The sequence below is a fragment of the Burkholderia pyrrocinia genome, assembly GCF_022809715.1.
GTDB lineage: Bacteria > Pseudomonadota > Gammaproteobacteria > Burkholderiales > Burkholderiaceae > Burkholderia > Burkholderia pyrrocinia_C.
This window is the reverse complement of sequence record NZ_CP094460.1, coordinates 565,190-580,572: the sequence shown is the minus strand read 5'-3', so window position 1 is coordinate 580,572 and position 15,383 is coordinate 565,190. Positions and strand designations below refer to the sequence as shown.

At 68.5% G+C, this 15,383-nt stretch carries 12 protein-coding genes; 8 read left to right on the top strand and 4 right to left on the bottom strand.

Translation table 11 applies throughout. The features are described from left to right. Positions 1–35: 35 nt before the first annotated feature. Positions 36–1,688 (bottom strand): acyl-CoA synthetase, encoded by a 1,653-nt coding sequence (locus MRS60_RS19415; RefSeq protein ID WP_105389954.1) that lies wholly within the window; start codon positions 1,686–1,688, stop codon positions 36–38. A 168-nt stretch (positions 1,689–1,856) separates the two neighbouring features. On the opposite strand from MRS60_RS19415, the gene MRS60_RS19410 reads away from it, so the two are divergent. The 7 genes from MRS60_RS19410 to MRS60_RS19380 all read left to right on the top strand — a co-directional run bounded on the left by MRS60_RS19410 (position 1,857) and on the right by MRS60_RS19380 (position 11,725). After that, positions 1,857–2,612: a Crp/Fnr family transcriptional regulator gene (locus MRS60_RS19410; protein ID WP_034179621.1), complete on the top strand. Its 756-nt coding sequence runs from the start codon at positions 1,857–1,859 to the stop codon at positions 2,610–2,612. Between the two features lie 229 nt (positions 2,613–2,841). After that, positions 2,842–6,090, top strand: a complete 3,249-nt coding sequence (locus MRS60_RS19405; RefSeq protein WP_243566443.1) for an efflux RND transporter permease subunit — start codon at positions 2,842–2,844, stop codon at positions 6,088–6,090. Positions 6,091–6,116: 26 nt separating this feature from the next. Further along, positions 6,117–7,346 (top strand): efflux RND transporter periplasmic adaptor subunit, encoded by a 1,230-nt coding sequence (locus MRS60_RS19400; protein WP_105389952.1) that lies wholly within the window; start codon positions 6,117–6,119, stop codon positions 7,344–7,346. Further along, a complete protein-coding gene (locus tag MRS60_RS19395) occupies positions 7,343–8,857 on the top strand; it encodes an efflux transporter outer membrane subunit (RefSeq protein WP_243566442.1) in 1,515 nt (504 codons plus the stop codon). The genes MRS60_RS19400 and MRS60_RS19395 overlap by 4 nt, the downstream gene beginning before the upstream one ends. 22 nt (positions 8,858–8,879) lie before the next feature. Then, on the top strand, positions 8,880–9,575 hold the full coding sequence (locus MRS60_RS19390; RefSeq protein WP_034179625.1) for a heavy metal response regulator transcription factor: 696 nt from the start codon (positions 8,880–8,882) through the stop codon (positions 9,573–9,575). Continuing rightward, positions 9,572–11,038, top strand: a complete 1,467-nt coding sequence (locus MRS60_RS19385; RefSeq protein WP_243566441.1) for a heavy metal sensor histidine kinase — start codon at positions 9,572–9,574, stop codon at positions 11,036–11,038. Before MRS60_RS19390 ends, MRS60_RS19385 begins: the two co-directional genes overlap by 4 nt. Before the next feature lie 99 nt (positions 11,039–11,137). Next, positions 11,138–11,725, top strand: coding sequence for a LysE family translocator (locus tag MRS60_RS19380; protein WP_111018135.1), 588 nt, complete (start codon positions 11,138–11,140; stop codon positions 11,723–11,725). 74 nt (positions 11,726–11,799) lie between these two features. On the opposite strand, the gene MRS60_RS19375 is transcribed toward MRS60_RS19380, so the two are convergent. Then, positions 11,800–12,645 carry an AraC family transcriptional regulator gene (locus MRS60_RS19375; RefSeq protein WP_243566440.1) on the bottom strand — a complete coding sequence of 282 codons (846 nt, stop codon included), beginning with the start codon at positions 12,643–12,645 and terminating at the stop codon, positions 11,800–11,802. Positions 12,646–12,816: 171 nt separating this feature from the next. On the opposite strand from MRS60_RS19375, the gene MRS60_RS19370 reads away from it, so the two are divergent. After that, the gene (locus tag MRS60_RS19370) at positions 12,817–13,611 is read left to right on the top strand and encodes an SDR family NAD(P)-dependent oxidoreductase (RefSeq protein WP_034179633.1); all 795 of its coding nucleotides are present in this window, start codon (positions 12,817–12,819) and stop codon (positions 13,609–13,611) included. Positions 13,612–13,639: 28 nt separating this feature from the next. Here MRS60_RS19370 and MRS60_RS19365 read toward each other — a convergent pair whose 3' ends face one another. Continuing rightward, positions 13,640–14,014: a hypothetical protein gene (locus tag MRS60_RS19365; RefSeq protein WP_051983619.1), complete on the bottom strand. Its 375-nt coding sequence runs from the start codon at positions 14,012–14,014 to the stop codon at positions 13,640–13,642. 223 nt (positions 14,015–14,237) lie between these two features. Continuing rightward, positions 14,238–15,308, bottom strand: coding sequence for an AI-2E family transporter (locus MRS60_RS19360; protein WP_243566439.1), 1,071 nt, complete (start codon positions 15,306–15,308; stop codon positions 14,238–14,240). Positions 15,309–15,383 lie beyond the last annotated feature (75 nt).

Sequence of the window (15,383 nt, the reverse complement as noted above, 5' to 3'; positions counted from 1 at the left end):
GCGTCGACCGGCGGCGGCCGGTGGCCGCCCGCCGTCTACTTCTTGTCGCCCGCCAGGTCGATCGCCTTGTCCGACCCGACCGCATTGCGCAGCTGGAACTTCTGGATCTTGCCGGTCGACGTTTTCGGCAGCTCGCCGAAGCGCACGACCTTCGGCACCTTGAAGCCCGCGAGCAGTTGCCGGCAGTGCGCGACGATCTCCTCCTCGGTCGCGCGCGCGCCTTCGCGCAACTCGACGAACGCGCACGGCACCTCGCCCCATTTCGGGTCGGGCATCGCGACGACGGCCGCAACCGCGACGGCCGGATGCCGGTACAGCGCGTCCTCGACCTCGATGCTCGAGATGTTCTCGCCGCCCGAGATGATGATGTCCTTGCGGCGATCCTTGATGCGGATATAGCCGTCCGGTGTCAGCACGCCCAGATCGCCGGTATGGAACCAGCCGCCGTGGAACGCCTCGTCGGTCGCGTGCGGGTTCTTCAGGTAGCCCTTCATGCAGATGTTGCCGCGGAACATGATCTCGCCGAGCGTCTCGCCGTCGGCCGGCACCGGCGCCATCGTGTCGGGATCGAGCACCGTCGCGCCCGCTTCGAGGTGGTAGCGCACGCCCTGGCGCGCATTGAGCCGCGCGCGCTCTTCATCCGGCAGCGCTTCCCAGTGCGCCTGCTTCGCGCACACGGTCGCGGGGCCGTAGACCTCGGTCAGCCCGTACACGTGCAGCAGGTCGAAACCGATCTCCTTCATCTTCGCGATCACCGCCGGCGCGGGCGCCGCGCCCGCGACCATCGCGTGCACCGTGTGGTCGATCCCTTCGCGGAATTCGGCCGGCGCGTTCGCGATCGCGCTCTGCACGATCGGCGCGCCGCAATAGTGCGTGATGCGTTCGCGGCGAATCAGGTCGAATACCGTCTTCGCGTCGAACCTGCGCAGGCACACGTTCACGCCCGCGCGCGCCGCGACGGCCCACGGGAAGCACCAGCCGTTGCAATGGAACATCGGCAGCGTCCACAGATACACCGCGTGCTTCGGCATGTCCCATTCGAGGATGTTGCTGATCGCCGCCAGATACGCGCCGCGATGGTGGTAGACCACGCCCTTCGGGTCGCCGGTCGTGCCGGACGTGTAGTTCAGCGCGATCGCATCCCATTCGTCGGCGGGCGGCGTCCATGCGTAGTCGGCATCGCCGCCGGCGATGAACGCTTCGTAGTCGGTCGCGCCCGCGAACCGGTCGGGATCGGCCGGCATCGCATCGGCGACGCTGACGATCTTCAGGCCCGGCACCTCGAGCGCAGCACGATGCGCGAACTCCGCGTATTCGGTATCGACGATCAGCACCTTCGCCTCGCCGTGACGCAGCATGAACAGCACCGACGGCACGTCGAGCCGCGTGTTGATCGTGTTGAGCACCGCGCCGGCCATCGGCACGCCGAAGTGCGCCTCGACCATCGCGGGGATGTTCGGCAGCATCGCGGCGACGGTGTCGCCGCGCTCGACGCCGGCCCGCGCGAGCGCGCTCGCCAGCTGCTTCGCGCGCGTGTAGGTCTCGCCCCACGTGCGCCGCACGTCGCCGTGCACGATCGCGAGGCGCTCGCCATAGACTTCCGCCGTCCGGACCAGGAAGTCGATCGGGGTGAGCGGTACGTAATTGGCATCGCGGCGGCCGAGCCCGGCCTCGAACATCTGCGTCATGATCCTGTCTCCCGTGTTCTGTCGACCGGGGTGCATGCACCCCGGATCGTTTTGATGTGGTTCAATTGCCGACAGCCTAACGGGCGTTATTGTGAGCCGTCTGTCATCGAAACGACAGAGTGCCTTTCGAGCGCTGCGCGTTATCCCTAACCTCGCAAACCCTCACCCATGCACGACCACCACGTTGCGCCGCCCGACGCGGCCGCCCTCCCGGCCGACGCGCTTCCCGAACCGGGCCCGTTGCCGGCGCTGTCGACGCTGTTCGGCCAGTGCGCGTGGTTCCGCACGCTCGCGCCCGAGCACCAGGCGCTGGTGCTCGCGCAGTCGCACGTCGAGCAGTGCGAGGCCGGCGACGTGATCGCGCACCGGCTCGCGCCGTCCGAATACTGGATCGGCGTGCATCGCGGGCTGCTGAAGCTGGCGATCTTCAATGCGTCGGGGCGCGGCTGCACGTTTTCGGGCGTGCCGTCGGGCGGCTGGTTCGGCGAAGGCAGCGTGATCAAGCGCGAGCTGCGCAAGTACGAGGTCGTCGCGATCCAGCGCTCGACCGTGCTGTTCGTGCCGGTCGACACGTTCCATGCGCTGCTCGACACGAGCCTGCCGTTCACGCGCTTCGTGATCCACCAGTTGAACAACCGGATGGGCGAATTCATCGCGTCGATCCAGAACAGCCGGCTGCTCGACGTCGACGCGCGCGTCGCGCAGTCGCTCGCGCAGCTTTTCAACCCAGCCCTGTACCCGGACACCGGCCCGTCGCTGTCGATCTCGCAGGAGGAACTGGGGATGCTCGTCGGCGTGTCGCGGCAGCGGATCAACCAGGCGCTGCAGCAGCTCGAGAAGCTCGGCGCGCTGCGGCTCGCGTACAACCAGATCGAGGTCGTCGATCTGGGTGCGCTCGCGCGCTTCGGGATGGAGCAGATCTGAGCGCGGCGCGATGAGCGAAACCGCCACCGGCACGACGTACGCTGACGTTGCCGCAGCCGTTCGCGGGTCGCAGCGGGCGCACGTATTTCGTCAGCAGAATCGGCCGGCGGCGACCGCGCGCCCAACCTGACAATTCCGCCAGTTTCGCGACAGTAACCCGTTCCACGCCGACGCCTATCATTCGGGTTCCCTTCACCGACGCCTGATCACCGCCTGTCCCGCTGCCTCCATGTGGATCGTCAATCTCGCGCTCAGGCGCCCCTACACGTTCATCGTCATGGCCATCATGATCGTGCTGGCCACGCCGCTTGCGCTGATGCGCACGCCGGTCGACGTGCTGCCCGCGATCAACATCCCCGTGATCAGCGTGATCTGGAATTACAGCGGCTTCTCCGCGACGGAGATGACGAACCGCATCACGGCCGTGCATGAACGGATCCTGACGACGACCGTCAACAACATCCAGCATGTCGAGTCGACGTCGCTGCCCGGCATCGCGGTCGTGAAGGTGTTCCTGCAGCCCGGCGCGAACGTGCAGACGGCGATCGCGCAGACGGTGTCGTCCGCGCAGGCGATCGTGCGGCAGATGCCGCAAGGCGCGACGCCGCCGCTCGTGATCACCTATTCCGCGTCGAGCATCCCGGTGATCCAGCTCGGGCTGTCGAGCACGACGCTCAGCGAACAGTCGCTCGCGGACATCGCACTGAACTTCCTGCGCCCGCAACTGATCACGATTCCCGGCGCGCAGGTGCCGTTCCCGTACGGCGGCCGCACGCGCGTGGTCGCGATCGATCTCGATCCGCAGGCGCTGCTCGCGAAGGGCCTCACGCCGGCCGACATCGTCAACGCGGTCAACGCGCAGAACCTCGTGCTGCCGACCGGCACCGCGAAGATGGGCCAGACCGAATACCGGATCGACACGAACGCGTCGGCAGACACGGTCGCCGACATCAACAACCTGCCGATCCAGACCGTCAACGGCGCGACGACCTACCTGCGCGAGGTCGCGTCCGTGCGCGACGGCTTCGCGCCGCAGACCAACGTCGTGCGCCAGAACGGCCAGCGCGGCGTGCTCGTGTCGATCCTGAAAAGCGGCGACGCGTCGACGCTCAAGGTCGTGTCGGACCTGAAGGCGCTGCTGCCGAAGGTAATTCCGACGCTTCCCGAAGGGCTCACGATCACGCCGCTGTTCGACCAGTCGGTGTTCGTCAACGCGGCCGTCCAGGGCGTGATCCACGAGGCGTTGATCGCGGCCGTGCTGACCGCGATGATGATCCTGCTGTTCCTCGGCAACTGGCGCAGCACGCTGATCATCGCGATCTCGATTCCGCTGTCGATCTTCACGTCGCTGATCGCGCTGTCGGCGCTCGGCGAGACCATCAACATCATGACGCTCGGCGGGCTCGCGCTCGCGGTCGGGATCCTGGTCGACGACGCGACCGTCACGATCGAGAACATCGAGCGGCACCTGCATCTCGGCATGCGCCGGGCCGCCCCAAGCGTGCCGAGCGCCCCCCTCGGGGGGCAGCGACCGAAGGGAGCGTGGGGGTCGTCGTTCAGTACGGACCTGCACGAGGCGATCCTCGAAGGCGCCGGCGAAATCGCGGTGCCCGCGTTCGTGTCGACGCTGTGCATCTGCATCGTGTTCGTGCCGATGTTCTTCCTGACGGGCGTCGCGCGCTTCCTGTTCGTGCCGCTCGCGGAAGCCGTCGTGTTCGCGATGCTCGCGTCGTACGTGCTGTCGCGCACGCTCGTGCCGACGCTTGCGATGCTGCTGTTCCGCCCGCAGCAGGCGAGCACGGGCCCCGATCATGCGACGTCGCGTTTCGCACGCCTGCATCATGCGTTCAACGACGCGTTCGAGCGGCTGCGCGCGTGGTACATCGTGCTGCTGAGCATGCTGCTCGTGCGGCGCCGCTTCTACGCGATGTGCTTCCTCGGCTTCTGCGTGCTGTCGACGGGCCTCGTGTTCGCGCTGGGCCGCGACTTCTTCCCGAATGCCGATTCCGGCAACATCCGGCTGCACATGCGCGCGCCGACCGGCTACCGGATCGAGGAAACCGCGCGCCTCGCGGACCGGGTCGAGCGCGTGATCCGCGAAGTCGTGCCGCCCGACGAGCTCGGCGCGATCGTCGACAACCTCGGCCTGCCCGTCAGCGGCATCAACCTGTCGTACAGCAATGCCGGCACCATCGGCACGCTCGACGGCGAGCTGCTGATCGCGCTGAAGCCCGGCCACCGCGCGACCACGCATTACGTACAGACGCTGCGCAAGCTGCTGCCCGAACGCTTCCCGGGCGTCGAATTCTTCTTCCAGCCGTCGGACATCATCACGCAGATCCTCAACTTCGGTCAGCCGGCCGCGATCGACGTGCAGGTGCTCGGCAACGATCTCGCGAGTAACATGACTATCGCGAGCAACCTGATGAAAAAGATCAGGCAAATCCCCGGCGCCGTCGACGTGCACGTGCTGCAACGCAACGACGAGCCGACCCTGCTGGCCGACATGGATCGTACGCGCATGCAGCAGCTCAACCTCTCCGCGCAGAACGTCGCGCAGAACATGCTGATCTCGCTGTCCGGCAGTTCGCAGACGACGCCGTCGTTCTGGATCAACCCGAAGACGGGCGTCCAGTACCCGCTGCAGATCCAGACCCCGCAATACAACATCTCGTCGGTCGACGACCTGCTCGGCACGCCGATCTCGGCCAGCGGCCGCAGCGGCATGCCGCTGCAACTGCTCGGCAACCTCGTGCAGGTGCGCACCGCCGCGAATCCGGCCGTGATCACGCACTACAACATCCGCCCGGCGATCGACCTGTACGTGAGCGTCGAGGGCCGCGACCTCGGCTCGGTCGCGGGCGAGATCGACCGCATCGTGTCCGACACGCGCGCGAGCCTGCCGCGCGGCACCGAGCTGACGATGCGCGGCCAGATCGAGACGATGCGCACGTCGTATATCGGCCTCGGCGCGGGTGTCGCGATGGCGATCGTGCTCGTCTACCTGCTGATCGTCGTCAATTTCCAGTCGTGGCTCGACCCGCTGATCATTATCAGCGCGATGCCGGCCGCGCTCGCCGGCATCGCGTGGATGCTGTTCATCACCGGCACGCACCTGAGCGTGCCCGCGCTGACGGGCGCGATCATGACGGTGGGCGTCGCGACCGCGAACAGCATTCTCGTGGTGTCGTTCGCGCGCCAGCGGCTCGCGGCCGGCGCGCCGCCGCTCACGGCCGCGCTGGAGGCCGGCGCGACGCGGATCCGGCCGGTGCTGATGACGGCGCTCGCGATGATCATCGGCATGGTGCCGATGGCGCTCGGTCTCGGCGAAGGCGCCGAGCAGAACGCGCCGCTCGGCCGCGCGGTGATCGGCGGGCTGCTGTTCGCAACCGTTTCGACCTTGCTGTTCGTGCCGCTCGTGTTCGGCGGCGTGCATTCGCGGCTGGCCCGCCGGCGCGCGCGCCAGGCCGGACACTGACTTTCGCCTATAGACCCGGTCAATTCATGGAAGAGAAACATCACAGCTCCGTCGGCATCCAGGTGGACGAACACGGCATGCACCTGCCGACGCGCACGTCGGTGTCGCGGCGCGGGCGAATCGTGCTGATCGTGATCGGCGTGCTGCTGGCCGCCGGCGCCGCGCGCACGATCGTCGTCAACGTGCTGAACCGCAACCGGCTCGACGCGGTCGCCGTGCAGAACACGCGCCAATACGTGAACGTCGTGCGCCCGACCGACGCGGCCACCGGCGGCAAGCTGACGCTGCCCGGCACGCTGCGCGGCTTCGTCGAGGCGCCGATCTACGCACGCGCGAGTGGCTATGTGCTGCGCTGGCAGGCCGACATCGGCGCGCACGTGAAGCAGGGGCAAGTGCTCGCCGAACTCGACACGCCCGAGCTGAACCAGGAACTCGCGCAGGCCACCGCGCAGCGCCAGCAGGCGCAGGCGGCGCTCGCGCTCGCGAAGACGTCGTTCGACCGTGCGCAGCAGTTGCGCCAGCGCGATGCGGTGTCGCAGCAGGAACTCGACGATCGCCAGGGCGCGTTCAACCAGGGCACCGCGAACCTCGCCGCGGCCGACGCGAACATGCGCCGGCTCACCGAACTGAAGGGCTTCCAGCGGATCGTCGCGCCGATCGACGGGATCGTCACGCAGCGCAACGTCGACGTCGGCGATCTCGTCAGCTCCGGCAACGCGGGCCGCTCGCTGTTCACGGTCGTGCAGGCCGACCGGCTGCGCCTCTACGTACAGGTGCCGCAGGCGTATGCGCAGCAGGTGAAGGTCGGCCAGCACGTGAGCGTCGCGCAGTCCGAGCTGCCGGGCCGAAGCTTCGACGGCACGATCACGCGCACGTCCGGGTCGATCGATGTCGCGACGCGTTCGCTGCAGATCGAGATCACGCTGCCGAACCCGGATGCACGGCTGCTGCCCGGCGCATACGTGCAGGCGACGCTGCCGATGACGCCGGTCGGCCGCCTGCAGATCCCGGCCAATACGCTGCTGTTCCGCGCCGAAGGCCCGACGGTCGCGACCGTCGACGCGAACGGCCAGGTCCGCCTGAAACCGGTGACGGTCGTGCGCACGATCGGGCAGACGCTCGAAGTCGACGGGCCGATCACGCCGAACGACCGCCTGGTCGCGAACCCGAGCGACGCGCTCGCGAACGGCGACCCGGTCGTCGTGTCGACGCCGGCGGCCAAACCCGCATCGGCCGTCGCGGGGGCAAAGTCGTGATCGCGAAACGCGCCCGCGTGCGGCCCGCGGCGCTCGCCGCCGTCATCGCGGCGGCCGCCCTCGCCGGCTGCACGGTCGGCCCCGACTACCGGCGCCCGGCCGTCGATACGCCGGCCGCATGGCGGCTCGACCCGGCCGACGCGTACTGGCACCCGGCCGCGCCGGCCCGCGCGCCGCTCGATCCGGCATGGTGGACCGCGTTCGGCGATCCGCAGCTCGACGCGCTCGAAACCGACGCGCTGCGCAACAACCAGAACCTGAAGGCCGTCGCCGCGCGCTACGACCAGGCGAAGGCGACGCTCGCATCGGTCGCGTCCGCGCAGTATCCGGCGGTCGGCCTGAACGCGAGCGGCCAGCGCTTCAAGATCTCCGCCGACCGGCCGCAGACCAACTACGCGACGCGCAGCATGTCGACCGTGCAGAACGAGATCCAGGTCGGCGCGAGCGTCAGCTACGAGCTCGACCTGTTCGGCCGCGTGCGGCGCAGCGTCGAATCCGCGCAGGCGAGCACCGAGCAGGCGCACGACGATTTCGCGAACGCGCGCCTCGTGCTGACCGCCGATCTCGCGTCGAGCTATTTCGCGCTGCGCGAACTCGATAGCGAGATCGACGTCGTCAAGCGCTCGATCGACCTGCAGCAGAAGGCGCTCGACTACGTGAGCGCGCGCCATGAACTCGGCGCCGTGTCGGGCCTCGACCTGCTGCAGCAGCGCTCGCAGCTCGACGCAACGCGCACGCAGGCGCAGTTGCTGATCCAGCAGCGCACCCAGGTCGAAACCGCGATCGCGACGCTGGTCGGCACGCCGGCCCCCGAATTCTCGCTGCCGCCGCGCGTGGTGCCGATCAACGCACCTGCGCTGCCGACCGGCATGCCGAGCGACCTGCTGCAACGGCGCCCCGACGTCGCGTCGGCCGAGCGCGCGATGGCGGCCGCGAACGCGCAGATCGGCGTCGCGCGCGCCGCGTATTTCCCGCGCATCGCGCTGTCGCCGGACATCGGCTGGGATGCGACGCGCTTCGCGAGCCTGTTCACCGTGCCGGCGCTGCTGTGGTCGGTCGGCGCGTCGGTCAGCCAGCCGCTGTTCGAAGGCGGCAAGCTGAAGGCCGGCGTCGATTTCGCGCAGGCCGGTTATGCCGCCGCACAGGCCGGCTACCGGCAGACCGTGCTCACCGCGTTCCAGGAGGTGCAAAATGCGGTGACGGGTCTGTCGGCGCTGGCCGACGCCGCGCAGCAGGCATCGGCGGCCGTCGACGACGCGCGCAAGCTCGTGTCGCTCGCACAGGACCGCTACGCGGGCGGCCTGACGCCGTTCATCGACGTGCTGACGGCCCAGCAGCAACTGCTGACGAGCGAGCGTCAGGCCGTGCAGATCCAGGGCCAGCGTGCGGCGCTCGTCGTCTTTCTCGCGAAGGCGCTCGGCGGCGGCTGGGACGGCGGCACGACGAGCGGCCCCGCGCCGTCCGACGTCGCGGCGGCCGGCCCGCAGCCCGCCGCAAGCGTCGGCCCCTAACCCGGTTACGCGGAACAACAACATGAAAGTGCTGATCGTCGAAGACGAACCGAAAGTCGTCGAATACCTGAAGAGCGGCCTGACCGAGGAAGGCTGGGTCGTCGACACCGCGCTCGACGGCGAGGACGGCGCGTGGAAGGCCGTCGAATTCGACTACGACGTGGTCGTGCTCGACGTGATGCTGCCGAAGCTCGACGGCTTCGGCGTGCTGCGCGCGTTGCGCGCGCAGAAGCAGACGCCCGTCATCATGCTGACCGCGCGCGACCGCGTCGACGACCGCGTGCGCGGGCTGCGCGGCGGCGCCGACGACTACCTGACCAAGCCGTTCTCGTTCCTCGAACTGATCGAACGGCTGCGCGCACTGACGCGCCGCGCGCGCGTGCAGGAATCGACGCTGATCTCGATCGGCGACCTGCGCGTCGACCTGATCGGCCGCCGCGCGACCCGCGACGGCACGCGGCTCGACCTGACCGCGCAGGAATTCCAGCTGCTCGGCGTGCTCGCGCGGCGCAGCGGCGAGGTGCTGTCGAAGACGACGATCGCCGAACTCGTGTGGGACGTGAACTTCGACAGCAACGCGAACGTCGTCGAGACGGCGATCAAGCGCCTGCGCGCGAAACTCGACGGCCCGTTCGCGGACAAGCTGCTGCACACGATCCGCGGGATGGGCTACGTGCTCGAGGCGCGCGAGGACGGCGACACCGAGAGGCAGGCATGAAACGCTCGATCGTCCTGCGGCTGTCGGCGATGTTCGGCATCGTGTCGCTGCTCGTGTTCACGCTGGTCGGCTGCGGGCTGTTCGTGATGATGGAGCGCCAGTTGTTCGCCGAGCTGCGCGCGACGCTCGATACGCGCACCAAGGTCGCCGAGATGATCGTGTCGCATGCGACGACGGCCGCGCGCGGGCGGCTCATGCAGGAAAAGCTGGCCGACCTCGAACCGCCCGACGGCTCGACGCGCTATCAGGTCGACAGCACGAACCCGGCATTCCGCTTCGGTACGCCGGTGAACGGCGTGCCCGTCGATCCGCCGTTCGGCGCGTTCCAGCGCTACGCGCTGAACGACAGCAGCTACGACGTGATGACGAAGACCGTCACGGTCGCCGGCAACGGCGAGCGGCCGACGCTGAAGCTGATCGTCGCCAGTTCGTGCGAGCGCACGCAGCGGATGCTGCGCCGTTTCGGCTTGACGCTCGCCGCGCTGATCGCCACCGCAACCGTCATCACGCTGCTGCTGAGCCGCGCGGTCGCGCGCTTCGGGCTCGCGCCGCTCGACCGGCTGTCGCAGGACGCATCGGCGATCAGCCTCGCGAACCGCCGCCAGCGGCTGCAGACCGACGCGCTGCCGGCCGAGCTGCGCGATCTCGCCACGTCGTTCAACGGCGCGCTCGAGCGCATCCAGCAGACCTACGCACGGCTCGAGGCCTTCAACGCGGATGTCGCGCACGAGCTGCGCACGCCGGTCAGCATCCTGATCGGCCAGACCGAGGTCGCGCTGACGAGCCGCGATCGCTCGGTCGACCGGATGCGCCAGACGCTGCAGTCGAACCTCGAGGAATTCGAGCGGCTGCGCGTGATCATCAACGACATGCTGTTCCTGTCGCGCAGCGACCGCGGCGAACGCGCGACCGACCTGAAGGACGTGTCGCTCGCCGACGAAGTGCGGCGCATGCTCGACTTCCTCGAAATCCCGCTGGACGAAGCGCAACTGCGCGCCGAACTGCACGGCGATGCGCGCGCGGCCGTCGATCCGTCGCTGTTCCGCCGCGCGATGACGAACCTGCTGATCAACGCGATCCAGCATTCGGCGCCCGGCGCGACGCTGCACGTGACGATCGCGCGCCGCGACGCGCTCGTCGAAATGTCCGTTGCGAACCCGGGCGAGCCGATCGATCCCGTGCAGCGTTCGCACGTGTTCGAACGCTTCTACCGGCTCGAGGAAGCGCGCGCGAACAGCAAGGAAAACCACGGGCTCGGGCTGTCGATCGTCAAGGCCGTGGCCGAGATGCACGGCGGCAGCGTGTTCGTCGCATGCTCGGGCGGCATCAATACGTTCGGTTTCTCGGTGTCGACGCAATCCTGCGCGGGCGGCCCGCCGCGCCCGGCCGATGCAGGCGATGCAGCCGGCTCGGCCGATCCGCGCGACACGCGGCCGACTCACGCGCCGCGCGCGCTGCACTGACGGCGGCCGCGCGCCGCCGAGGGTTGTTTTCTTCAATACGGGCCGGTGCGGCTCCCGTAGTCTCGATGCGACTTTGAACATTTCGCATGGAGACACCTGATGAGCATGCTGGTTTCGATGGCCGCGTTCGCGCTGGCGTCGTCGATCACGCCCGGTCCCGTCAACATCGTCGCGCTCAGTGCGGGCGCGCGCCACGGTCTCGGCGCGAGCCTGCGTTATGCGGCCGGCGCGACGCTCGGCTTCGTCGCGCTGTTCCTGCTGATCGGCCTCGGGCTGCACGCGGCGCTGGTGCGCTGGCCCGTGCTGACGACCGCCACGCAGTGGTCGGGAATCGCGTTCCTGCTCTATATGGCGCTGCGGCTCGCGCTCGACGACGGCCGGCTGTCGGCCGACCCGAACGTGGCCGGCCCGTCGGCGGCGGCCGGCGCGGCAATGCAGTGGCTGAATCCGAAGGCGTGGCTCGCGTGCGTGGCCGCGATGGGTGCGTATGCGGCCGATGGCGACCGCGCGCAGGTCTGGTTATTCGCCGCGCTGTATCTGGTGATCTGTTTCGCGTCGATCGCGTGCTGGGCGTATGCGGGCGCATCGCTGCGGCACCGGCTCGCGAACGCGCGGCGCATGCGCGTGTTCAACCGGCTGATGGCATTGCTGCTCGCGGGCAGCGCGCTCTTTCTGCTGGACGTATAGTCGGCCGGCTCGCGGGGCCGGTGCTTCGGCGCATCGACGGCGCAAGCGCACTCCGCACTCCCCCGCCCTGCCGCTCAACTCATCGCGCTTCGATACTGCCCGGGCGTCGCGGCCGCGATCCGCCGGAACGCGCGCTGGAAATGCGCCTGATCCGCGAAGCCCGCGTCGAGCGCGACGTCGGCGATCGGCCGGCCGCGGCGCAGCTCCGTGCGGCCGTACTGCACGCGGCGATCGATCAGGAACGCATGTGGCGTCATCCCGTAGCGCGCGTTGAATGCGCGGATCAGGTACGACGGCGACAGGTCCGCCGCCGCGCAGATCGCATCGAGCGTGATGCCCTCGCGGCAATGCGCGGCGATGTAGTCGGCCGCACGCGCGAGTTTTGCGTTGTCGTCCGCGGGGCGCATGCCGGGCAGTTCGCGATCGAGCGCGCCGTGCAGTTGCGTGAAGAATTCGACCGCCGCGCTCTCCTTGCCGAGCGGATCGATGCCGGGCGACATGAGCGTGCGGTAGAAGCCGCCAAATTGCGCGAACAGGTCGCGCCGCTCCGTCAACTTCGGCGAAAAGCCGTGAAAATCGCCGTTCGGATCGCGACCCAGCGAATGCTGCAGCCGCGCGAGCCATGGAACGTCGACGTAGACCATCCGGTACGCCCATGCGTCGGGGCCATACGGATTGCATGCGTGAACCTGCTCCGGATCGATGATCACGAGCACGCCGCGCCCGACGTGTTCGTTCGTCGCGCCGTTCACGTAGGTGCTCGTGCCGCCGACGATCGCGCCCAGCGAAAACGTGTCGTGCGTGTGCTTCACGTAGCAGATCGCGCGCCCGTCGTCGACGGTGCGCGCCTCGATGAACGGCAGCGCGGCATCGCGCCAGAACGGCGACGGTACGGCGGATCGGTTGACGGGACGGCTCACGCTGCGGGCTCCTGGTTCGGGCGGCGAACGCTCACCGTACAAGACTGTGCGGGCCGATGCAACCGGCACGTTGCAGCTTCGAAGCCGAATCGCGCCGTTTCGCCTAAGCTTTGAAATCCGGCCGCCGCGACACGCGCGGCGGTTCCCGTTCACTCCTCTCCCGTCACGCTCATGCACATCGATCTGAAAGGCAAGACCGCGGTCGTCACCGCCTCCACCGCCGGCATCGGGCTCGCGATCGCCGAAGGGCTCGCACGCGCCGGCGCGCGCGTCGTCGTCAACGGCCGCAGCGACGCATCGGTGCAGTCCGCGCTGATGCAACTGCGCGCCGCCGTGCCCGACGCGAGCTTCGACGGCGTCGCCGCCGACCTGTCCGACGCGGCCGGCGTCGCGCGCGTCACGCAGCACACGCCCGATGCGGACATCCTCGTCAACAACGCGGGCATCTACGGCCTGAAGGCGTTCTTCGATATCGACGACGCCGAATGGGAACATTACTTCCAGATGAACGTGATGTCCGGCGTGCGGCTCGCGCGGCATTACCTGAAGGGGATGATCGAACGCAACGCCGGGCGCGTCGTGTTCATTTCATCGGAATCGGGCCTGAACATCCCGGTCGACATGATTCACTACGGGTTCACGAAAACCGCGCAACTGTCGATCGCGCGCGGCCTCGCGAAGCTCGCGGCCGGCACCCATGTGACCGTCAACTCGGTGCTGCCGGGGCCGACGCTGTCGGAAGGCGTGCGCGCGCTGCTGAAGGAAACGGCGGACAAAACGGGCCGCAGTATCGAAGACGTGGCCGTGGATTTCGTGCGCGATCATCGCTCGAGCTCGATCATCCAGCGACCGGCGACGCCCGAGGAAGTCGCGAACCTGGTCGTGTACGTATGCTCGCCGCAGGCTTCGGCGACCACGGGTGCGGCGTTGCGCGTCGACGGCGGCGTGGTCGACACGCTCGCCTGACCGCTCACGCGCGGCGCACGCCGCCGCGCTAGCGCGAAGCGGCCTTGTCCGGCTGGAGCGTGCCCTTTCGATCGGCGTCCATGCAGGTATCGAAGCCGTATTGCGTGACGACGCCGGCCTTGTCGAATACGACGAAGTAAGGCCGGTGATCGTTGCCGTGCTCGATGAAGTAGTTGTAGCAGACGCCGCTGCCGTTGCGGACCATCCATACGCTGCGCGGGTTGCCGCCGGCGCGCACGACATCGGCGCGCGTCGCGCCATGCCGCGATGCGGCCCGCGCGAGCGGCGTGCGCGAATACGAGAACGGCAGCCACGGGTCGAACCACGCGCAGCCGTGCAACATCAGGCAGCCGGCCGCCAGGGACAGCGTCGCCGCGGGACGGGACATCGAAATCAATCGCATGCTTGGGGAATTCTGCTGCGCCATGCCGGCGTGATCGAAAACCCCATGCTACTAGACCTTTGGGTCCGGATCGAAAAGAAATGTAGAGATCCGTATGCAAACCCCTGCCCGGCATGCCGCGCGTGCAAGCCGAATCGTTGCCGATCGTTGCGGCCGGCGCATGCTTGCACGCGCACCCATCCCGCCGCGCCGATCCATCGAATCAGCGCGACGGCGGGCATCGTCACGCAATCCATTCGGTCCACAGCATCGTCAGCACCGTCATCAGCGCGGGGCCGACGAACAGGCCAATCAGGCCGAACGTCTCGGCACCGCCGAGGATGCCGAACAGCACGAGCAGGAACGGCAGCCGCGCCGAACTGCCGATCAGCACCGGCCGCACGAAATGCTCGGCGACGAACACGACGACGAAACCGAGCACCGCCACCACGACGGCCCACATCGTCGCGCCCTGCACGAACAGCCACAGCGCCGCGCCGCAGAACACGATCGGCGCGCAGAACGGCAGCATCGCGGCAATCGCCGTGACGAGGCCGAGCAGCGCCGCATGCGGGACGCCCGCGAGCGCATAGGCGACGCCAAGCAGCGCACCCTCGCCGAGCCCGACGACGACGAGCCCCGTCACCGTGCCGTACACGGCCTTGACCATGCGCTCGATCAGTTCCGCGCCGTTGCGCCCGAACGCGCGCTGCCCGCCCTGCAGCAATGCGCCCGACAGCTTGTGGCCCGCGCGCAGGATCACGAACAGCGTGACGAGCATGAAGCCGAATTCGAGCAGCGCATGCGCGAGCTTCGTGCCGAACTGCCGGCCGAACGCGAGGAATTTCTCGCTGTTGACGCCGTGCATCGCGCTGGCCGCATGCAGCGGATGACCGAGATTGGCCTGCCACCATTCGGTGATCTGCGCCGACCCGTAAGGCAGCCGGCCGACGACCTCGGGCAGCGGAATGCCGTTGTCCTGGATCGTACGCAGCCACTCGCGCAGATCGTGCGCCTGCCCGATCGCCTGGGTTGCCGCGACGGCGATCGGCAGCACGACGAGCAGCGAGACCGCCGCCGTGATGACGAACGCGTTGACCGTTGGCCGGTTGCGGAACAGCCGGTGCGATTCGAAGCGTTTCAGCAGCGGCCACATCGCGATGGCGATCACGCAGGCCCACGCGATGGCGGGAATGAAGTCGCGGATCACCCACAGCGCGAGCACCAGCAGCGCCGCATACAGCGCGACGCGAGCGATCTGCTGCGCGCGCGGCTGAGCGGCGGACTCGGGAGACGACGGCACATGTGCGTCCATGGCACCTCTGTCGAAATGGAAAAATGGCGGTTCGCGCAGGCAACCGGCCTGCACGAACCGCCATTCTATCCATCG